The sequence below is a fragment of the Microbacterium sp. NPDC078814 genome, assembly GCF_040702645.1.
Classification (GTDB): domain Bacteria; phylum Actinomycetota; class Actinomycetes; order Actinomycetales; family Microbacteriaceae; genus Microbacterium.
In genome coordinates, this window is record NZ_JBFBLT010000001.1 from 150,730 (window position 1) to 169,497 (window position 18,768).

The 18,768-nt window shown below is 68.9% G+C and carries 15 protein-coding genes; 1 reads left to right on the forward strand and 14 read right to left on the reverse strand.

Annotated elements, in window-relative coordinates:
• Positions 1-69 precede the first annotated feature (69 nt).
• The 7 genes from AB0300_RS00780 to rsmA all read right to left on the reverse strand — a co-directional run bounded on the left by AB0300_RS00780 (position 70) and on the right by rsmA (position 8,309).
• Positions 70-1,188, reverse strand: coding sequence for a sugar-binding protein (locus AB0300_RS00780; RefSeq protein WP_366215287.1), 1,119 nt, complete (start codon positions 1,186-1,188; stop codon positions 70-72).
• Positions 1,189-1,247: 59 nt separating this feature from the next.
• Positions 1,248-2,618 carry a multiple monosaccharide ABC transporter permease gene (gene mmsB, locus AB0300_RS00785; RefSeq protein WP_025105620.1) on the reverse strand — a complete coding sequence of 457 codons (1,371 nt, stop codon included), beginning with the start codon at positions 2,616-2,618 and terminating at the stop codon, positions 1,248-1,250.
• A complete protein-coding gene (gene mmsA / locus AB0300_RS00790; protein ID WP_274543256.1) occupies positions 2,615-4,135 on the reverse strand; it encodes a multiple monosaccharide ABC transporter ATP-binding protein in 1,521 nt (506 codons plus the stop codon). The genes mmsB and mmsA overlap by 4 nt, the downstream gene beginning before the upstream one ends.
• A 153-nt stretch (positions 4,136-4,288) precedes the next feature.
• A complete protein-coding gene (locus AB0300_RS00795; RefSeq protein WP_025105618.1) occupies positions 4,289-5,302 on the reverse strand; it encodes a LacI family DNA-binding transcriptional regulator in 1,014 nt (337 codons plus the stop codon).
• 120 nt (positions 5,303-5,422) lie between these two features.
• Entirely contained in the window at positions 5,423-6,355 is a 933-nt protein-coding gene (locus tag AB0300_RS00800) for a 4-(cytidine 5'-diphospho)-2-C-methyl-D-erythritol kinase (RefSeq protein WP_126893585.1), read from the reverse strand.
• Between the two features lie 7 nt (positions 6,356-6,362).
• On the reverse strand, positions 6,363-7,430 hold the full coding sequence (mgrA, locus tag AB0300_RS00805) for an L-glyceraldehyde 3-phosphate reductase (RefSeq protein ID WP_085606093.1): 1,068 nt from the start codon (positions 7,428-7,430) through the stop codon (positions 6,363-6,365).
• 9 nt (positions 7,431-7,439) lie between these two features.
• A complete protein-coding gene (gene rsmA / locus AB0300_RS00810) occupies positions 7,440-8,309 on the reverse strand; it encodes a 16S rRNA (adenine(1518)-N(6)/adenine(1519)-N(6))-dimethyltransferase RsmA (RefSeq protein WP_366215288.1) in 870 nt (289 codons plus the stop codon).
• A gap of 73 nt (positions 8,310-8,382) precedes the next feature.
• Between rsmA and AB0300_RS00815 the strand changes: the two genes are divergently transcribed.
• Entirely contained in the window at positions 8,383-9,669 is a 1,287-nt protein-coding gene (locus tag AB0300_RS00815) for an MFS transporter (protein WP_025105614.1), read from the forward strand.
• On the opposite strand, the gene AB0300_RS00820 is transcribed toward AB0300_RS00815, so the two are convergent.
• From AB0300_RS00820 to AB0300_RS00850, 7 genes are read right to left on the reverse strand one after another with little or no spacing between them, the layout of a single operon-like run.
• Positions 9,648-10,526 (reverse strand): TatD family hydrolase, encoded by an 879-nt coding sequence (locus AB0300_RS00820; protein WP_366215289.1) that lies wholly within the window; start codon positions 10,524-10,526, stop codon positions 9,648-9,650. The genes AB0300_RS00815 and AB0300_RS00820 overlap by 22 nt on opposite strands.
• A 17-nt stretch (positions 10,527-10,543) precedes the next feature.
• A complete protein-coding gene (gene metG, locus AB0300_RS00825) occupies positions 10,544-12,121 on the reverse strand; it encodes a methionine--tRNA ligase (protein WP_366215290.1) in 1,578 nt (525 codons plus the stop codon).
• A 49-nt stretch (positions 12,122-12,170) separates the two neighbouring features.
• Complete coding sequence (locus AB0300_RS00830; protein ID WP_366215291.1) at positions 12,171-13,340, reverse strand: family 1 glycosylhydrolase; 1,170 nt, start codon at positions 13,338-13,340, stop codon at positions 12,171-12,173.
• A 39-nt stretch (positions 13,341-13,379) separates the two neighbouring features.
• Positions 13,380-15,089 (reverse strand): ABC transporter ATP-binding protein, encoded by a 1,710-nt coding sequence (locus AB0300_RS00835; protein ID WP_231919644.1) that lies wholly within the window; start codon positions 15,087-15,089, stop codon positions 13,380-13,382.
• Positions 15,086-16,018 carry an ABC transporter permease gene (locus tag AB0300_RS00840; RefSeq protein ID WP_025105609.1) on the reverse strand — a complete coding sequence of 311 codons (933 nt, stop codon included), beginning with the start codon at positions 16,016-16,018 and terminating at the stop codon, positions 15,086-15,088. Before AB0300_RS00840 ends, AB0300_RS00835 begins: the two co-directional genes overlap by 4 nt.
• Complete coding sequence (locus tag AB0300_RS00845; protein WP_025105608.1) at positions 16,015-16,995, reverse strand: ABC transporter permease; 981 nt, start codon at positions 16,993-16,995, stop codon at positions 16,015-16,017. Before AB0300_RS00845 ends, AB0300_RS00840 begins: the two co-directional genes overlap by 4 nt.
• A complete protein-coding gene (locus AB0300_RS00850; RefSeq protein WP_303709437.1) occupies positions 16,992-18,656 on the reverse strand; it encodes an ABC transporter substrate-binding protein in 1,665 nt (554 codons plus the stop codon). The genes AB0300_RS00845 and AB0300_RS00850 overlap by 4 nt, the downstream gene beginning before the upstream one ends.
• Positions 18,657-18,768 lie beyond the last annotated feature (112 nt).

Below are 18,768 nucleotides of genomic sequence, written 5' to 3' on the forward strand. Positions count from 1 at the left end.
CGGACCCGAGGGTCCGGACGGCTCGTCGTGTCCGATGTTCTCTGGGAACCCGGATGTTCGCGCTACGGCTTACTCGTACGACTTCACGATCTCGAGGAGGCTCGGGACGTTGGCGTAGGCCTCGGCCGCGTTCTCCTTGGTCACGATGACCGGCGGGAGCAGGTAGGCCGGGACGACCTTCTTGCCGTTGTCGTACTGGTCGGTGTCGTTGACGTCGACCTCGTCACCCTTCTGGAGCTGACCGACCATCTTGATGGCCTGCTCCACGAGCAGCGTGGTGTCCTTGTTGATCGTGGAGTACTGCACGCCCTCCATGATCGACTTCACCGACTCGACCTCGGAGTCCTGACCGGTGACCACCGGGACGGGCTTGCCGGCCTGCTGCGCCGAGGTGATGATGGCGCGGGCGAGGGTGTCGTTCGGGGACAGGACGCCGTCGAGCGTCTCCGAGCCGTAGCTCGACGTGAGGATCGAGTCCATGCGGCGCTGGGCGTTCTCCGGCTTCCAGCCCTCGGTCGCCGTCTGGGAGATCTCGGTCTGCCCGGAGACGACGTTCAGCGTGCCGTCGTCGATCTTCGGCTGCAGCACCTCCATCGCCCCGTTGAAGAACACCGCCGAGTTGGCGTCGTCCGGTGAGCCCGAGAACAGCTCGATGTTGTACGGCGCCTCGTGATCCGCGCGCTCGGCGAGCCCGTCGAGCAGCGCCTGGCCCTGGAGCTTGCCGACCTCGAAGTTGTCGAAGGCGACGTAGTAGTCCACGGCGTCGGTGTTCTCGATGAGACGGTCGTAGGCGATGACCGCGACACCCGCGTCACGGGCGGCCTCCACCTGCGTGGTGAGCTGCTTGCCGTCCTTGGCGCCGATGATGATGACCTTGGCGCCACCGGTGACCATCGCCTGGATCTGGTTCTGCTGCTCGGCGACCGTGTTGCTGGCGGGCGCGTACTGCACGTCCGCCTTGAAGCCGGCCTCTTCGAGACCGTCGGTGAACAGCTGACCGGCCAGGACCCAGTTCTCCGAGGTCTTGTCGGGCAGAGCGACACCGATCGTGGAGCCGGCGTCGAAGCCCGAGGAGGCCTCCTCGCCCGACCCCGAACCCGAGTCACCGCCGCGCTCCGAAGAGCAGCCGGTGAGGGCGAATGCGCCCGCGACGACAAGCGCTGTCGCCGACAGAAGGATCTTCTTCATGTGATCTCTTTCTCTGGTGTGTGCAGGTCCCGTCGCGCCTGCGTTGCGCGACGCGGCCCTTACTTTCCGCGCGTCTCCTCGACGGCGGGGGCTTCGTACTTCTGACTGGTGGGGTAGTTCGTCTTCGTGGGATCGAACGTGTCGGTGGCGGGATCCTGCTTGCGGCCGAGACGGCGCGTGAGGAAGCCGATGATCGACGGACGGCCCTGCTGCTTGTTCCACACGTCGACGCCGACGGCGAAGAGGAGCACGAGGCCCTTGATCATCGAGACGACGTCGGCACCGGCGCCGAGCAGCGCGAGGCCGTTGTTCAGGAACGCCATCACGAGACCACCGATGATCGAGCCGATCACCGTGCCGATGCCACCGGAGACGGCCGCGCCGCCGATGAAGACGGAGGCGATCGCGTCGAGCTCCCACCCGTTGCCGTCCTGCGGACCGGACGCGGTCGCCCTGGCGACGTAGATCATGCCGGCGAGCGAGGCCAGGACCGACATGTTCATCATCACGAAGAAGTCGACCCAGCGGTCCTTCACGCCCGAGAGGCGCGCCGCCTGGCGGTTGCCGCCGACCGCGTAGATGTGACGGCCGAAGACGGTGTTGTTCGTGATGAACGAGTAGAGGATGACGAGAGCGAGGAGGATGACGCCCGAGATCGGGAAGCTCGTGCCCTCGCGCCCGGTGGCGAACAGCCAGCCGGCGACGAGGATGACGGCCGAGATGAGGACGACCTTCGTCACGCTCACCCACAGCGGCGCCATGTCGGAGCCCATCTTGCGCTGGATGCGCCGGGTGCGGATCTCCCAGAAGACGATCCATGCGACGCCGGCGAGCGCCAGCAGCATGGTCGGGATGTTGAACGGAAGCGGCAGGGCGATCTCCGGCAGGTAGCCGGCGCCGATGATCTTGAAGCCCTCCGGCACGGGCACCGACTGCGAGTCGCCCACCGCCTGGTTCGCACCGCGGAAGAACAGCATGCCGGCCAGCGTCACGATGAACGCCGGCACCCCGACGTAGGCGACCCAGAATCCCTGCCAGGCGCCGACGAGCACGCCGACACCGAGACCGAGGAGGATGCCCAGCGGCCAGGGGAGGTTCCAGTCCTGCATGGCCTTCGCCACGACGATGCCCGTGAACGCGGCGACGGATCCGACCGAGAGGTCGATGTGCCCCATGATGATGACCATCACCATGCCGATCGCCAGGATCAGGATGTACGAGTACTGGTTGACGACGTTGATGAGGTTGCCGGAGGACAGCGTGAGGCCGGTGCCCTTGAAGATCCACGTCAGCACCTGGAAGACGACGAGGATGACGACGAGGCTGCCGAGGATGCCGAACTGACGGAGGGTCGACTGCCCTCCCCCGAACATCTTCGTGATGTCCTTGAAGTGGAAGCCGCGCTTCGCGGTGGTCGAGTCGGTGGTCATGCGGATGCTTTCTGGGTCGCGGACGTCATGCTGCGCATGAGGTCTTCGGGGGTCGCCTGGTCGGCCGGGATGCAGTCGGTGACCCGGCCTTCGAACACGGTGTAGATGCGGTCGGAGATGCCGAGCAGCTCGGGCAGCTCGCTGGAGATCACGATCACGCCCTTGCCCTGGGCGGCGAGCTCGTTGATGATCGCGTAGATCTCGTACTTGGCGCCGACGTCGATGCCGCGGGTGGGCTCGTCGAGGATCAGCAGGTCGGGGTCGGTGAACATCCACTTCGCCAGGACGACCTTCTGCTGGTTGCCTCCGGAGAGCTTGCCGACGCCCTCCTCCACCGACGGGGTCTTGATGCGCAGGGTCTTGCGGTAGCGCTCCGCCACCGAGAACTCCTCGCGGGAGTCAACGACGCCGTTGTGCGCGATCTTGGAGAGCTTCGCCGCGACGATGGACCGCTTGATGGTGTCGAGCAGGTTGAGCCCGAGCACCTTGCGGTCCTCGCTCACGTACGCGAGGCCGTGCTTGATCGCGGCGGCGACATCGGGGAGCTCGATCTCCTGGCCGTCCTTGACGAGCGTGCCGGAGAGGAACGTGCCGTAGGAGCGGCCGAAGATGCTCATCGCCAGCTCGGTGCGGCCGGCGCCCATGAGGCCGGCGATACCCACCACCTCGCCGCGGCGGACGTTGATGCTCGACCCCTTCACGACCATGCGCTCCGGGACGGTCGGGTGCTGCACCCACCAGTCCTTCACCTCGAAGAACACCTCGCCGATCTCCGGCGTGCGGTCCGGGTAGCGGCTCTCCAGCGACCGGCCCACCATGCCGCGGATGATGCGGTCCTCGTTGATCTCGCCGCGGGAGATGTCCAGCGTCTCCACCGTGCGGCCGTCGCGGATGATCGTGATCTCGTCGGCGATCTGCTCGATCTCGTTGAGCTTGTGGCTGATCATGATCGACGCGATGCCCTTGGCCTTGAGCCCGAGGATCAGGTCGAGGAGGTGCTGCGAGTCGTTCTCGTTGAGCGCGGCGGTGGGCTCGTCGAGGATGAGCAGCTTGACGTCCTTGTTCAGCGCCTTGGCGATCTCGATGAGCTGCTGCTTGCCGACGCCGAGGGTCTTGATCGGCACGTCCGGGTCCTCGTCCAGGCCGACGCGGGCGAGGAGCTCGATGGTGCGCTCCTTCTGCGCCTGCCAGTCGATGCGGCCGAAGCGACGGATCTCGTTGCCGAGGAAGATGTTCTCGGTGACCGAGAGCTCCGGGATGAGCGCGAGCTCCTGGTGGATGATGACGATGCCGGCCTGCTCGCTGGCCGCGATGTCCTTGAAGCGCTGCTCCTGGCCGTACAGGAGGATCTCGCCGTCGTACGTGCCGTACGGGTACACCCCCGAGAGGACCTTCATCAGCGTCGACTTCCCGGCGCCGTTCTCGCCGCAGATCGCGTGGATCTCGCCGGCGCGGACGGTGATCGAGACGTCGGCGAGCGCCTTGACTCCCGGGAACTCCTTGGTGATGCGGCGCATCTCCAGGATCGGGCCTGACACGGTCGGCAACGTTGCTGTGGTGCTCACGGATCTTCCTCGCGACGTGCGGTCACCTTCGATGTGACCGTTCACATCGGTATATCGTCGTCTTCCGCGGGAGCGGTGTCAAGTCCGCGGCGTGTTTTCGTGTCGCTACCGTGATGCAGCGGATTCGCGCGCCCGCAGGAGGGTCTGCAGCGGGCCGAACGCGGGGGCCTTCTCGCCCCGGATCTCGGCGAGGAGGATGCGAACGGCGCGCCGCCCGAGCTCGGGGAAGTCCTGGTGCACCGTGCTCAGCGTCGGCGCCACGTGCGCCGCGACCGGGATGTCGTCGAAACCGATCACGCTCACGTCATGCGGCACGCGCAGCCCGGCGTCGCGGAAGCCGTGCAGCAGTCCGATGGCCATGAGGTCGTTCGCCGCGAACACCGCCGTGAAGTCGCGCCGCAGCGAGAGCTCCTTGCCGGCGAAATAGCCGAAGTCGGCCGTCCAGTCCCCGCGGATCGGCGGGAACGTCGGCAGGTCGGCGTCGCGGAGCGCATCCAGATACCCGCGCATCCGGGACTCCGCCTCGATCCAGTCCTGCGGCCCGGCGAGATGGAGGATGTCGCTGTGCCCCAGCGCGATCAGGTGCTCGGTCGCCGCCTTCGCCCCCGCCACCTGGTCGGCGGAGAGGCTGACGCCGTCCGATCCCGAGGCGGTCTGCAGGGTCACGAAGGGCATCGTGACGTTCATGCCGCGCAGGACATGGAAGACCCGCACCTGCGGGGCGAGCACGACGATGCCGTCCACCTGCTCGCGCTCGAGCTGGCGCACGGCGTTGCCGATCGCCTCCGGAGTGGTCGCGGGGAGGTTGAGCGTGGAGACCGAGTACCCCTCCTCGCGCGCCGCGTCCTCGATGCCGGCGATCGACGACGTCGGCCCGAACTCGCCGATCGTCGCGGACAGGATGCCGAGCATGTTGGACTTGCTCGTCACGAGCGCGCGCGCCGCGAGATTGGGACGGTAGTCGAGCACGGCGATCGCGTCGAGCACCTTCGCCTTGGTCTCCGGGCGGATGCTGGGGTGATCGTTGAGCACCCGGGAGACGGTCTGATGCGAGACGCCGGCGAGACGGGCGACGTCGCGGATGCTCGGCATACGGGCACGCTCGGAGGAGGTGGACATCCAGCCTCCTCGCGTGTGCACGGTCACATGACTACTTCATTATGTCTGCGATGACCCGCCGGGTGCACCTCGACCGTGCGTACGCTCCTCGCCGCTCGGACGCGAGGGAATCGGGCAGACTCAGCCGATGATGCGGGCTCCGGGGACGGCGCCGTGCACGTGCAGCGGATCGAGACCGTCCTCGCGGAGGGCCGTCTGCACCGCCTGCGCGGACTCGGGATCCGCGCAGAGGAGGGCCACGGTGGGCCCCGAGCCGGACACGAGACCGTGCAGCGCACCGGCCGCGACCCCGCGTTCGATGGTCTGCGCCAGATCCGGTCGCAGGTCGAGCGCGGCCGCCTGGAGGTCGTTGTGGAGTGCATCGGCGAGCTGCCAGGCGTCTCCGGTGCGCAGCGCCTGCAGCACCGGGATCGGCACGTCGAGCGAGAGCGGCGGATCGTCGGCGAGAGCCCCCTCCTCCTCGCGCAGCTCGTCGAGCCGGGTGTACACGGCTGGCGTGGACAGCCCCTCGTCGCTGGTCACCAGCAGCCAGTCGAAGCGCCCGCGGGCGAGCGCCGGGTTCAGCTGATCGCCGCGGCCGGTGCCCACGGCGGTGCCGCCGTGCAGCGCGAAGGGGACATCCGCACCGAGCCGGGCCGCGAGATCGTGCAAGCGGGCCGCGGAGAGTCCCGTGCCCCACAGCGCGTCGCAGGCGACCAGGGCGGCCGCGGCGTCCGCGGAGCCCCCGCCCATACCGCCGGCGACCGGGACGCTCTTCCGGATCTGCAGCGCGACCCCTCCGGGGTGATCCGTCGCCGTCGCCAGCAGCTTGGCGGCCCGCATCGCGAGGTTCCGGTCGTCGAGCGGCACCGAGCCGTCGTCCTCCACCCCGGTCACCGTGATCGAGAAGTCGTCGGCGTCCCTGGCGATCACGTCCTCGTACAGCGACACCGCCTGGAAGACCGTCGCGAGGGCGTGATAGCCGTCGTCATGGCGCCCGCCGACACCGAGGTAGACGTTGATCTTTCCCGGCGCGCGCACGTGCACGGACCCGGAGGACGCGGCGAGGCTCATGAGCGGGTCACAGGTCCGACGAGGTCGCCCACAGGTTGACGTCGATGGCGCCGGCGAGCTCGTCGATGCGGCGGAGCTCCTCGTCGGTGAAGGCGGGACCGTCGAGCGCGGCGAGGTTCTCGTCGAGCTGCTCCGTGCGCGACGCGCCGATGAGCGCCGAGGCGACGACCGGGGTGCGCAGCGTCCACTGCAGCGCGAGCTGCGCGAGCGACTGCCCCCGGCCCTGCGCAACCTCGTTCAGCGCCCGGAGGGTCTGGACCGCGTCCTCGGACAGCTTGCCGTTCGGCAGCGAACCGCGCTGCTGTGCACGTTCGGCCGTGCCGTCGCCGAGGTACTTGTCGGTGAGCAGCCCCTGGGCGAGCGGGGTGAAGGCGATGGCGCCGAGGCCCGACTCCTCCAGGGTCTGCGTGAGGCCGTCCTCGATCCAGCGGTTGAGGATCGAGTACGCGGGCTGGTGGATGACCAGGGGCGTCCCCAGCTCCTTCGCCACGGCGACGGCCTCGGCCGTGCGCTCCGCGCTGTACGAGGAGATGCCGACGTACAGCGCCTTGCCCTGGCGGACGAGGGTGTCGAGCGCGCCGACGGTCTCGGCGATCGGGGTGACCGGATCGACACGGTGGGAGTAGAAGATGTCGACGTAGTCCAGCCCCATGCGGGTGAGCGACTGCTCGGCGCTGGCGAGGATGTACTTCCGGCTCGCGTAGTCGCCGTACGGTCCGGGCCACATGTCCCAGCCGGCCTTCGACGAGATGATCAGCTCGTCGCGGTACGGACGCAGGTCCTCCGCGAAGATGCGGCCGAAGTTCTTCTCGGCCGAGCCGTACGGCGGGCCGTAGTTGTTCGCCAGGTCGAAGTGCGTGATCCCGTTGTCGAACGCGTGACGCAGGAGCGCCCGCTGGTTGTCGAGCGGGATGTTGTCGCCGAAGTTCCACCAGAGGCCCAGCGAGATCGGGGGCAGGTAGAGGCCGGAGGCGCCCACCTGACGGTAGGCGAACCGTCCGTAGCGGCCCTCGTCGGCGGCGTACGGACGGTGCAGTTCGGGGACGTCGGGGCGGAAGCGGGGGGAGTCGGTCACCGTGCCAGATTAGCCGCTGACGCCGGAACCCTCGATCGCCGTTGCGTGCTGGGCGATCCGCTGGTAGTCGTCGACCGTGAGGTCCTCCCCGCGGGCGGTCGGCGCGACGCCGGCGGCGGTGAGCACCTCGGTTGCCGCGGCCGAGCTGCCGAAGAGGCCGGAGAGGGCCTGCCGGAGCATCTTGCGCCGCTGGTTGAAGGCCGCGTCGACGATGGCGAAGGTGTGCCGGCGCTCCTCCACCGGGCCGCGCTCGCCCTCGGAGCGGTCGAAGCCGACGAGGAGACTGTCCACGTTCGGCACCGGCCAGAACACCTGGCGGGAGACGTTCCCGGTGAGCTTCCACTCGCCGTACCAGGCGGCCTTGACGCTCGGCGAGCCGTAGATCTTCGACCCCGGCTTCGCGGCGAGCCGCTCGGCCACCTCCGCCTGCACCATCACGACGCCCCGCTGCAGGTACGGGAACGTCTCCAGGAAGTGCAGCAGGACCGGCACCGACACGTTGTACGGCAGGTTCGCGACGAGGACGGTCGGCTCCCCCGGCAGCTCCGTCACGCGGAGGGCGTCCGCGTCGACCACCGTGAGCATCCCCTCCGGCACGCCGTGCTCGTCGGCGGTCTGCGGCAGGCGGGCGGCCAGGCGGTGGTCGATCTCCACGGCGGTGACCGCGGCTCCCGCCTCGAGGATCGCGAGGGTCAGCGACCCGAGTCCCGGTCCGACCTCGACCACCCGCTCCCCCGGCTGTACACGGGCGGCCTGGACGATCTTGCGGACGGTGTTCGCGTCGACGACGAAGTTCTGTCCGAGCTTCTTGGTGGGGGTGACATCGAGCTCGGCGGCCAGACGGCGGATCTCGGTGGCCCCGAGCAAGGTGACGGTCATGGTCCCATTCTCCCGGATGACGGGCCGTGCCCGGTTCCAGGGTGATGTCCGTGATCATCGCTATCCTTCGGAGGTGCCCTCCCTCGGTGAACTGATCGCTCCGCGGCGCCTGGGCAGGGATTTCCGCTGGCTGCTCGCGTCGTCGTGGACGAGCAACATCGGAGACGGTGTGGCGCTGGCCGCCGCTCCCCTGCTCATCGCGTCGATGACGTCGTCGCCGATCCTCGTGGCCTCCGGCGCCATCCTGCAGTTCCTACCGTGGCTGCTCTTCGGACTGCACGCGGGGGCCATCGCCGACCGCTTCGATCGGCGGCGCCTGGTGATGACCGCCAACGCCGTGCGCGCCGTCGTGCTCGCGGCCCTCTGCGTGTTCCTCGTGACGGGAACCGCGAACATCGGGATCGTCCTCGCCGTCGCGTTCCTCTACGGCACCGCCGAGGTCTTCGTCGACACCGCGGGGAGCACATTGCTGCCGATGCTCGTGAAGCCGGCAGACCTCGGCATCGGGAACGCGCGCCTGCAGGCCGGGTATCTCGTCGCCAACCAGTTCGCCGGGCCTCCGCTGGGCGCGTTCCTCTTCGCCGCCGGGAGCGCATGGCCGTTCCTCGTCGAGGTGCTGTGCGTGACGCTCGCGATCGTCCTCATCTCCCGCATGGCCCGCACGCCCGTCCCGCCGCGGGAGACCGAGACCCACCCACCGGTGCACACCGACATCGCGGAGGGTCTGCGCTGGCTGTGGCGCAATCCGCCGGTGCGCATGCTCGTGCTCATCATCCTCGTCTTCAACGTGACCTGGGCCGCGCCGTGGGGCGTGCTCGTGCTCTACGCCACCGAGCACCTGCAGATGGGGCCCGTGGGTTACGGCGCGCTCACCACGGCGTCCGCGGCGGGCGGCATCCTCGCGACTCTGAGCTTCGGCTGGCTGGAACGGCACGTGTCGTTCGCGAGCCTGATGCGCATCGTCCTCTCGCTCGAGGTGCTCATGCATCTCGCGTTCGCGCTGACCACCACGGGCACGGTGGCCCTCGTCATCATGTTCTTCTTCGGGGCGTACGCCTTCGTGTGGGGCACGATCTCCACGACCGTCCGGCAGCGCCTCGTCCCCGCTTCCCTCCAGGGGCGCGTGGCCTCGGTCAACATGGTCGGCGTCTTCGGCGGCATGATCGTCGGCCAGGCCCTCGGCGGCGTCATCGCGCAGACCTGGGGCCTGACGGCACCGTGGTGGTTCGCCTTCGGCGGGGCGGCGATCACCCTGGTGCTGGTGTGGAAGCCCATCTCGCACATCGTCAGTGCCAAGCCCGTCGCCGAGACCGGGCCCGAGGACGTCGATCCGGAGGGTCAGCCGGCGAACGAGCCGTAGACCCGCAGCGTGTTCTCGGCGAGCTGCGCGGAGAGCTCGTCCACATCGAAGTCGAGCTCCGCGGCCAGGAAGCGCACCGTGAGCGGCACGAGGTACGGCGCGTTCGGGCGGCCCCGCAGCGGGACCGGCGTGAGGAACGGAGCGTCCGTCTCGACGAGGAGGCGGTCGAGCGGGGTGACCTTCAGCGCGTCGCGCAGGTTCTGCGCGTTCTTGAACGTCACGTTCCCGGCGAACGACAGGTAGTAGCCCGCGTCGGCGCACACCCGGGCCATCGCCTCGTCGCCGGAGAAGCAGTGGAAGACGGTGCGCTCGGGGGCCCCGACCCGCGTCAGCGTCTCCAGCACGGCCTCGTGCGCATCCCGGTCGTGGATCTGCATCGCGATGCCGTGCTTCTTCGCGAGCGCGATGTGCCCCTCGAAGGAGGCGAACTGCGGCGCACGGCGCTCCGGTTCGGTGCGGAAGAAGTCGAGCCCGGTCTCGCCGATCGCGCGCGTGCGCGGATGGGCGGCGAGCTCGTCGATGACCGCGAGCGCCTCGTCGAGGCGCCCCTCCTCCGCGTACGTCGGGGCATCGTTCGGGTGGATGGCGACCGCGGCGAGGACCCGGGGGTCGGACGCGGCGGCCTCGACCGCCCAGCGGGACGACTCGATGTCTCCGGACGCCTGCACGACGCCGATGACGCCGACCGCCTCCGCCCGGTCGAGCTGGGTTCTGAGAGACATGGGCTGGTCACCATCGGCGATCTCGAGGTGCGCGTGGTTGTCGTACACGGGCACCGCGAGGGGCTCCGGGGCCGCCGGATAGGTCCGGTCCTTGCGCCCGTCGCCCGAGCGCTCGCGCACGTAGGTCTCCGCCATGGTGTCCTGCCCGGATGTCAGGCCGTGGACTCCACGCGCGGGAACAGCGGGGCGAGGCCGTTGACGCTCGTGCCCGGCTTCAGCACGCCCCAGGCGCCCGCTTCGCGGATCGGTTGGTCCTGCAGCCGCCCGAGGGTCTCCGCGGCACCGAGCGCGATCCACAGCTTCTCGGTCGACTGCGGCATCACCGGCGACAGCAGCACGGCCAGCGCCCGCAGCCCCTCGGCGCACGTGTAGAGCACGGTGCCCAGACGCTCGCGCTGGTCCTCGTCGCGGGCGAGCGCCCACGGCTCGTTCTCGGTGATGTACCCGTTGAGCGCGTCGACGATGGTCCAGATCGCGGAGATCGCCTCGTCGATGCGGAACTGGCCGATCGCGGCGTCCGCCTTCGTCGCGGCGTCCGCGACGATCCTCTGGATCGCGAGGTCGGCCTCGGTGTACTCGGCCGCCGGCGGCACGATGCCCTCGAAGTACTTCTCGATCATCGCGGTCGTGCGCGAGGCGAGGTTGCCGAAGCCGTTCGCGAGCTCGGCCTGGTACCGCGCGGACAGGTCCTCCCAGGAGAACGAGCCGTCCTGGCCGAACGCGATCGCGGACAGGAAGTAGAACCGGTACGCGTCGGAGCCGAAGACGTCGGTGATCTCGGTCGGCGCGATGCCGGTGAGCTTCGACTTCGACATCTTCTCGCCGCCCACGAGCAGCCAGCCGTGCGCGAAGACGCCCTTCGGCACATCGAGCCCCGCCGCCATCAGCAGCGCCGGCCAGATCACGGCGTGGAAGCGCAGGATGTCCTTGCCGACCACGTGGTAGGCGGGCCAGCGGCGCGCGAAGGTCTCCTCGTCGGAGCCGTAGCCGACGGCAGTGGCGTAGTTGAGCAGCGCGTCGACCCACACGTAGATGACGTGCGACTCGTCCCACGGCAGCGGGATGCCCCAGTCGAAGGTCGAGCGGGAGATCGAGAGGTCTTTGAGGCCCTGGCTCACGAAGGAGACGACCTCGTTGCGCGCCGAATCGGGCCGCACGAAGTCGGGCTCGGTCTTGTAGAGCTCGAGCAGGCGCTCCTGGAACTCGCTGAGCTTGAAGAAGTAGTTCTTCTCCTGCAGCAGCTCGAGCGGCTTGGAGTGGATGGCGCAGACCTTCAGCCCCTCGAAGGGACCCGTGCCGTCGACGATCTCGGACTCCGGCTTGAACTCCTCGCAGCCCACACAGTAGAGCGCCTCGTACTCGCCCGCGTAGATGTACCCGCGGTCGTAGAGCCGCTGGAAGAATGTCTGCACGTTCGTCTCGTGCCGCTCCTGCGTGGTGCGGATGAAGTCGTCGTTCGCGACGTCGAGGGTCTTCAGCAGTGGGAACCAGCTCTCGCTGACGAGCTTGTCGACCCACTCCTGCGGGGTGACGCCGTTGGCGGCCGCGGCCCGCAGCATCTTCTGACCGTGCTCGTCGGTGCCCGTCAGCATCCAGGTGTCGTCGCCCGCCTGGCGGTGCCACCGTGCGAGCGTGTCGACGGCCACCGTCGTGTACCCGTGACCGATGTGCGGCACATCGGAGGGGTAGTAGATGGGCGTGGTGATGTAGAAGGAGTCGCCAGCGGGCATGGGGACAATTCTAGGTGCCCCCATGCCCGTGGTTACGCCGTGCGGCTCGTCAGAGCCCATTGCGGCGGGCGACCTCGCCGAGCCAGGCCAGCGAGGGCTTCGGGAACCGCTCGAAGGTCTCGTGGTCGAAGCCGATCAGCCCGAACGTGGGCCGGAAGCCACTGGCCCACTCGTAGTTGTCGAGCGCACTCCAGTGCTGGTAGGCCCGCACGTCGATGCCGTCGGCGATCGCGCGATGCAGCCCCTCCAGCGCGCCCTGCGTGTAGGCGATGCGCCGGCTGTCGTCGGCCGTGGCGATGCCGTTCTCCGTGACGAGCACGGGGACGCCGCCGCTGCGCTCCCACGCGCTCCGGACGCCCAGTTCGAGGGCCTCGGGGAAGAACTCCCAGCCCGTGAGCGTCGTCTCGACGTCCGGCGACACCGGCAGTGGCCCCTCCGGACCGATGAACGTGCGGGTGTAGGCCTGCACGCCCACGAAGTCGTCTCCGGCGGACTGCTCCAGGTACCAGTGGTCGCGCGGGTCGCCGTACGTCGCGAGCATCTCGTCCGCTCCCGGCTCGCCCGTGGAGTGGAAGGCCTGGGTGGCGATCGTCCAGCCCGCCTGCACCCCGGGAACCGTGTGCAGGATCTCGGACGCGCGCCGGTGGGCCGCCAGCAGAGTGTCCGCGACGCCGAGGTCGGGATTCGGCAGGCCGTAGGCGACGAGGTTCGCCGCGTCCTCGCCCCCGGCCAGCATCGCAGCGATGTTCGGCTCGTTGATGGTGCACACGTAGCGCACGCCGTCGAGGATCGGCAGCACGGTCTCCACATAGCGGGAGAACAGGTCCACCGCGTCGTCGGCACGCCAGAAGCCGTCCTTCTGGAACCACTGCGGCACCGTGAAGTGCATGAGGGTGACCGTCGGGTCCAGCCCGTTCTCCCTGGCGGTGTCGATCATGCGGCGGTAGTGGTCGAGCATCGCCCGCGAGACGAACCCGCGCTCCGGCTCGATCCGCGCCCACTCGACCGAGAACCGGTAGGAGTTCAGCCCGGCCTCGGCGAGCAGCCGCATGTCCTCCGGGTAGCGGTGGAAATGGTCGGCGGCGTCACCGGAGGGCTCGACCATGGGCGAGTCGGGGGCGTGTTCCATCGCCCACCAGTTGCTCGTGGTGTTGTTACCCTCCACCTGATGGGCGGCGGTCGCGGCGCCCCAGAGGAAGCCGTCGGGGAATGCGAGCACGGATGCGCTCCTCTCTCTTTCTTGCAGTCGTTCGGCGCGTCAGCGGGCGCGGGCGGGGTTCGGCACGGCGTCGAGCAGTTCGACCGTGTACGGGTCCTCCGGATGCTGCAGCACCTGGGAGGTCTCGCCCCGCTCGACGACGCGGCCGCTGTTGAGCACGAGGATGTTCTCGGTGACGAGCCGCGCGCTCAGCAGATCATGGGTGATGTAGAGCATGCTGATGCCCCACCGTTCGCGGAGGTCCTCCAGCAGCGCGAGCACGCCGGCGCGGAGCGACACGTCGAGCATCGACACCGGCTCGTCCGCGATGAGCACCTGCGGGTCGCTCGCGAGCGCCCTGGCGATCACCACGCGCTGCCGCTGCCCGCCGGAGAGCTGGTGCGGCAGCTTGGCGGCGAACTGCTCGACGGGCGTGAGGCCCACCGTCTCCAGCAGTTCGAGCACCCGGGCCCTGGCCTCAGCCCCGCGCAGCCTCGTGTAGTTCAGGACCGGGCGGGTGAGGGCGTACTCGACGGTGTGCAGCGGGTTCAGGGCCGCGTACGGATCCTGGAACACCATCTGCACGTCCTTGCGGAGGTCGCGGAGTCCTCGGCGCTTCAAGGACGCCACATCGGTGTCGCCGAAGCGGATGCGGCCGGAGGTCGGCTTCTCGACGCCGGTGAGCATCTTCGCGATCGTCGACTTGCCCGAGCCGGAGGCACCGACCAGCGCCAGCGCCTCCCCCGGCTCCAGGCGGAAGGACACGTCGTCGACCGCGACGACCGGATCCTGGCCGCGGCGCGGTGCCGGATAGCGCTTGGTCACGCCCTCCACCACGATCGCGGCGTCGGCCCGCCGGGCGTCCCGCGGAGACACGGTCGGCAGGGTCTCGGTGACGTCCGTACGGCTGCGTCCCTCCCGGCGACGGGTGCCGAGATCGACGAACCCGGGGATCTCGATCTTCTCGGCGCGCGGGTCGGCGTAGTGGCTCAGCAGCATCCGGGTGTACTCGTCCTGCGGGCGGTGCAGGATGTCCTGGCTGCGGGCGTCCTCCACGATGCGGCCCTCGTGCATGACCATCACCCGGTCGGTCGCCTCGAGGACGATCCCGAGGTCGTGGCTGATGAGGATCGCCGTGAAGCGCTCGGACCGCTGCAGCTCCTGGATCGTGTCCATGACCGCGTGCTGGACGAGGACGTCGAGCGCCGTCGTCGGCTCGTCGAACACCATCAGCTGGGGTTCGAGCGAGAGGGCGAGGGCGATCGAGGCGCGCTGCCGCATGCCGCCGGAGAGCTCACCGGGGTATCGGTCGAGCACCTCCGGCTTGAGCCCCACCTTGCCGACGAGCTCCCGCGCCCTGGCCTGGCGCTGCTCGGCGGGCACATGACCGTGCGCGGCGAAGATGTCGCGGAAGTGGTTGCCCACCGTCCGCACGGGGTTCAGCGCGTTCATGCCGGACTGCAGCACCATCGCGAAGCCGCCCTGCCGCTGACGCCGCAGTTCTTCGGCGTCGAGCTCGCGGATGTCGCGGCCGTCGAACAGGATGCGTCCGCCGCTGATGCGCGCCGGCGGCTTCTGCAGCCGCGTGAGCGCGAAGCCGAGCGTGGACTTGCCCGACCCCGACTCGCCGACGAGCCCGACGAACTCGCCGCGCCGGAGCGCGAACGACACGTCGCGCACGGCCGGCACCGGCTCCTGCCCCGGGGAGGCGTACTCCACGGACAGCGACTGGACGTCGAGGAGGATGTCGTCGTGCTCCATGGCGCTCATCGGCCCTTCCCTTCGCGGAGGCGCGGATTGGAGATGCCGTCCACGCCGAAGTTGATGAGTGTGAGGCTGAGGGCGAGCAGCGCGATGCACAGACCGGGCGCGAACAGCAGCAGCCACTGGCCGGTGAGCAGGGAGTTGGAGTTCTGCGCCCAGTAGAGCATCGTGCCCCAGCTGACGATGCTGGAGTCGCCCAGGCCGAGGAACTCCAGGCCCGCCTCGGCGAGGATCGCCGCCGTCGCCGCTCCGAAGAGGGTGCCGGCGATGATCGACGTCATGTTCGGCAGGATCTCGCGGAAGACGATCCGCGCCCTGCTGTCGCCGGAGAACTGCGCCGAGGTGACGAAGTCGTTGCCGCGGAGGGACTGGGTCTGGCTGCGCAGCACGCGGGCACCCCAGGCCCAGCCGGTCACGACGATCACGGCGATGATCATGAGGATGCCGCCGTTCTGCAGGTAGGCCGCGATCACGATCATCAGCGGCAGGCCCGGGATCACGAGGAAGAGGTTCACGATGAACCCGACGACCTCGCCCGCGAAGCCGCGCATGTAGCCCCAGCTCAGACCGATCAGCACGGCCACGATCGTGGAGAGGAGCCCAGCCGCGAAGCCCACGAGGAGGCTGACCTGGGCCCCGTAGATGAGCTGGCTGAGCACGTCCTCCCCGGCCGCGGTCGTGCCGAGCCAGTGCTCCCACGAGGCGTCGGCGTTGCGCGGGAACCCGTTCTCCTTCGGGCCGTAGGGAGCCAGGAGCGGGGCGAACACGGCGACGAGCACGAAGAACGCGAGGAGGCAGAGGCCGATGCGGGCCTTGCCGTTGGACCACAGGGTGCCGACCATGCGGCCGAAGGCGCGCCACGGGCTGGGCGCCGCGATGCGGGCGGTGGGGACCTTGACGGTCACGGTGCTGGGGGTGGGGTTCGGGGTCGTCATCGGCGAGTCCTCGGGTCGAGAACCCCGTAGAGGATGTCCACGAGGAAGTTGGCGATGAGCACGCTCACGGTGATCATCAGGAAGAGCGCCTGCATGAGCGGGTAGTCCTGCCCGATCACGGCGTTGAACAGCAGGTAGCCGATGCCCGGATATCCGAACACCTGCTCGACGAGGATCGAGCCGCCCACCACGCCGCCGAGCGTGAGACCGAAGCCGGTGAGGTTCGGCAGGATCGCGTTGCGGGCCGCGTAGCGGAGGGCGATCGTGCGGCCGCGGAGGCCGTTCGCCTCGCCGAAGGTGATGTAGTCCTCGCCGAGCGTGTTGATCATCGCGTTGCGCATGCCGATGATCCAGCCGCCGAGGGAGGTGAGCAGGATCGTCAGCGCCGGCAGGAACGCGTGCCGGACGAGGTCGACGATGAAGTCCCAGGTGAAGCCCGGGGTGGTCGTCGCCGAGTAGGCGCCGGTCGTCGGGAACCAGTGCAGCACGTAGCCGAGGAAGAACAGCAGCAGCAGCGCCGTCCAGAAGTACGGGAACGTGCTGAGGAACGACCCGGTCAGCGTCGGCAGGGAGTCCAGCCACGTGCCGCGCCGCCAGGCGGCCATCACGCCGATGAGGGTGCCGATCACGAAGGCGAGGATCGTGACGATGCCGACGAGGCCGAGTGTGTACGGCAGCGCGGTGGAGACCATGCTCGACACGGTCTGCGGGTAGAACGTGTACGAGACGCCGAAGTCGAGCCGGACGACCTGGCCGAGGTAGGCCACGTACTGGTCCCACATCGATCCGGTCGGCACTCCGAGCTGCGCCTCGATCGCGGCGCGCGTGGCGTCGGAGACCGGACCGTTCTGGGAGAGCTTCGCGATCGCGGCGTCGGCGGGAGAGCCGGGCATCAGTCGCGGGAGGAAGAAGTTCAGGGTGATCGCGGCCCACAGGGTGAGCAGGAACAGGCCGATCTTCTGGAGGACGTACTTCACTGGTCTCCCCCGTCCGTGCGCTTCAGGTGGGTGAAGATGCCCAGCGGCGCCGAATCGTAGTTCTGCGGGATCATGTACGGATCGTCCGCGGAGGGCCAGCCGGTGAACTTCGCGTCGTTGAACAGGCCCCAGATCCCGCCGTAGTACAGGCCGATCACGGGGACCTGCTCGTACACGATGCTCTGCAGCTCGTGCACGATCTCAGTCTGGCGGTCGGGGTCGATCGTGGCGCGGTACTCCTCCAGCAGGGCGTCGGCCTCCGGGGAGCGGTAGCGCTCGAAGTTGTTGGTCGTGACCTCGCCGGCCGGCACGTAGAAGTCGCTGGAGAGCAGGCTGTTGTAGGCCTGGTACACGTCGCCGTTGCCCATGCCGCCGATCGCCATCTCGAAGTCGCCGGTGCCGATCGCGCTCTGGTAGCCGGCGGGCTGCGGGAGCTTGAGCGACACCTTGACGCCGACGTCCGCGAGCTGGCGCTGCACGGTCTGGGCGGCGCGCGTCCAGTCGGAGTATCCGTTGGCGGTGGTCAGCGAGAACGCGAGCTGCTCGCCGTCCTCGCCGACGAGCTGGTCACCCTGCAGGGTGTACCCGGACTCGGCGAACGCCGCGAGCGCGGCGTCGCGGTCCTGCGCGAGCATGCCCTGGTCCGGGATCTCCGGGTCGAGGTACTTCTCCTGGTTGGGCAGGATGAGGCCGGTCTGCCCGGCGGGCTGCATGTAGCCCTCGGAGGCGGTCTCGGCGATCTCCTCCCGGTCGAGCGCGAGCGCGATGCCGCGACGGACGTTCACGTCGTCGAACGGGGCGACCTCGAGGTTGGGCACGAGCGAGATGACGCCACCCGGCGGGAACCACCAGGTGTTGTCGGGACTCGCCGCTCCCCAGGTGCCCTCGACGTCGGAGATGAAGGAGTAGGCCCAGTCGTAGCCGCGGGTCACGGTGTCGAGCTGGGTGTTCGTGGCCGGCAGGATGATGTGCTCGATCTCGATCTTGTCCGCCTGCCAGTAGTCCGGGTTGCGGTCCATCGAGTACTGCTGGTCGTTGTAGTTCCCGAGCACGAACGGGCCGGTGCCGACCGGCTCCTCGTTGCGCCAGGTGGCCGGGTCCTCCACGTCGGCCCACAGGTGCTCGGGGACGATCATGGTCTGCCCGAGGATCGAGAGCGACGGCGCGTCCTCGCCCTGGAGGTGGAACACCACGTCGTCGCCGTCGACCTCGATGCGGTCGATGTGCTGCCACGCGCCCTTGATGTCGAGCGAAGGCTCGTCCTTGATGAGCTGGAACGTGAAGGCCACGTCCTCCGGGGTGAGGGGCTCGCCGTCGCTCCACTCCACGCCGTCGCGGACCGTCATCACGATCGTGCGGGCGTCGGGCTGGGTCCACTCGGACGCGAGCCACGGGGTGAGTTCACCGTCGAGCGGGTTCACCAGGATGAGCGGCTCGTAGATCCACCGCGAGGCGGTCCGGGTGTTCGTGAGGTAGGGGTTGAAGTTCTGCGTGAAGAACGGGTTGCCCTTGTCGGCGTTGATGAGCATCGTGTCGTCGCCGATCGAGGGGTCGGGCTGCGAGCTGATCTGGATGCTGCAGCCGCTGAGCGCGACCGCTGCGGCCGCGAGCCCCACGACGGCGGCGCGGCGCCAGCGTCGGAAGGTGTGCGTCTCTGCCACTGGATGACCTCATGTCGTCTCTGTCATGAAGGGCGCCCCGGGGGGTGGGGAGTCCTGCCGGCCGAAGCCGTACACCAGATTGTAAGCGCATACATTTTGAATCGGCAACCCC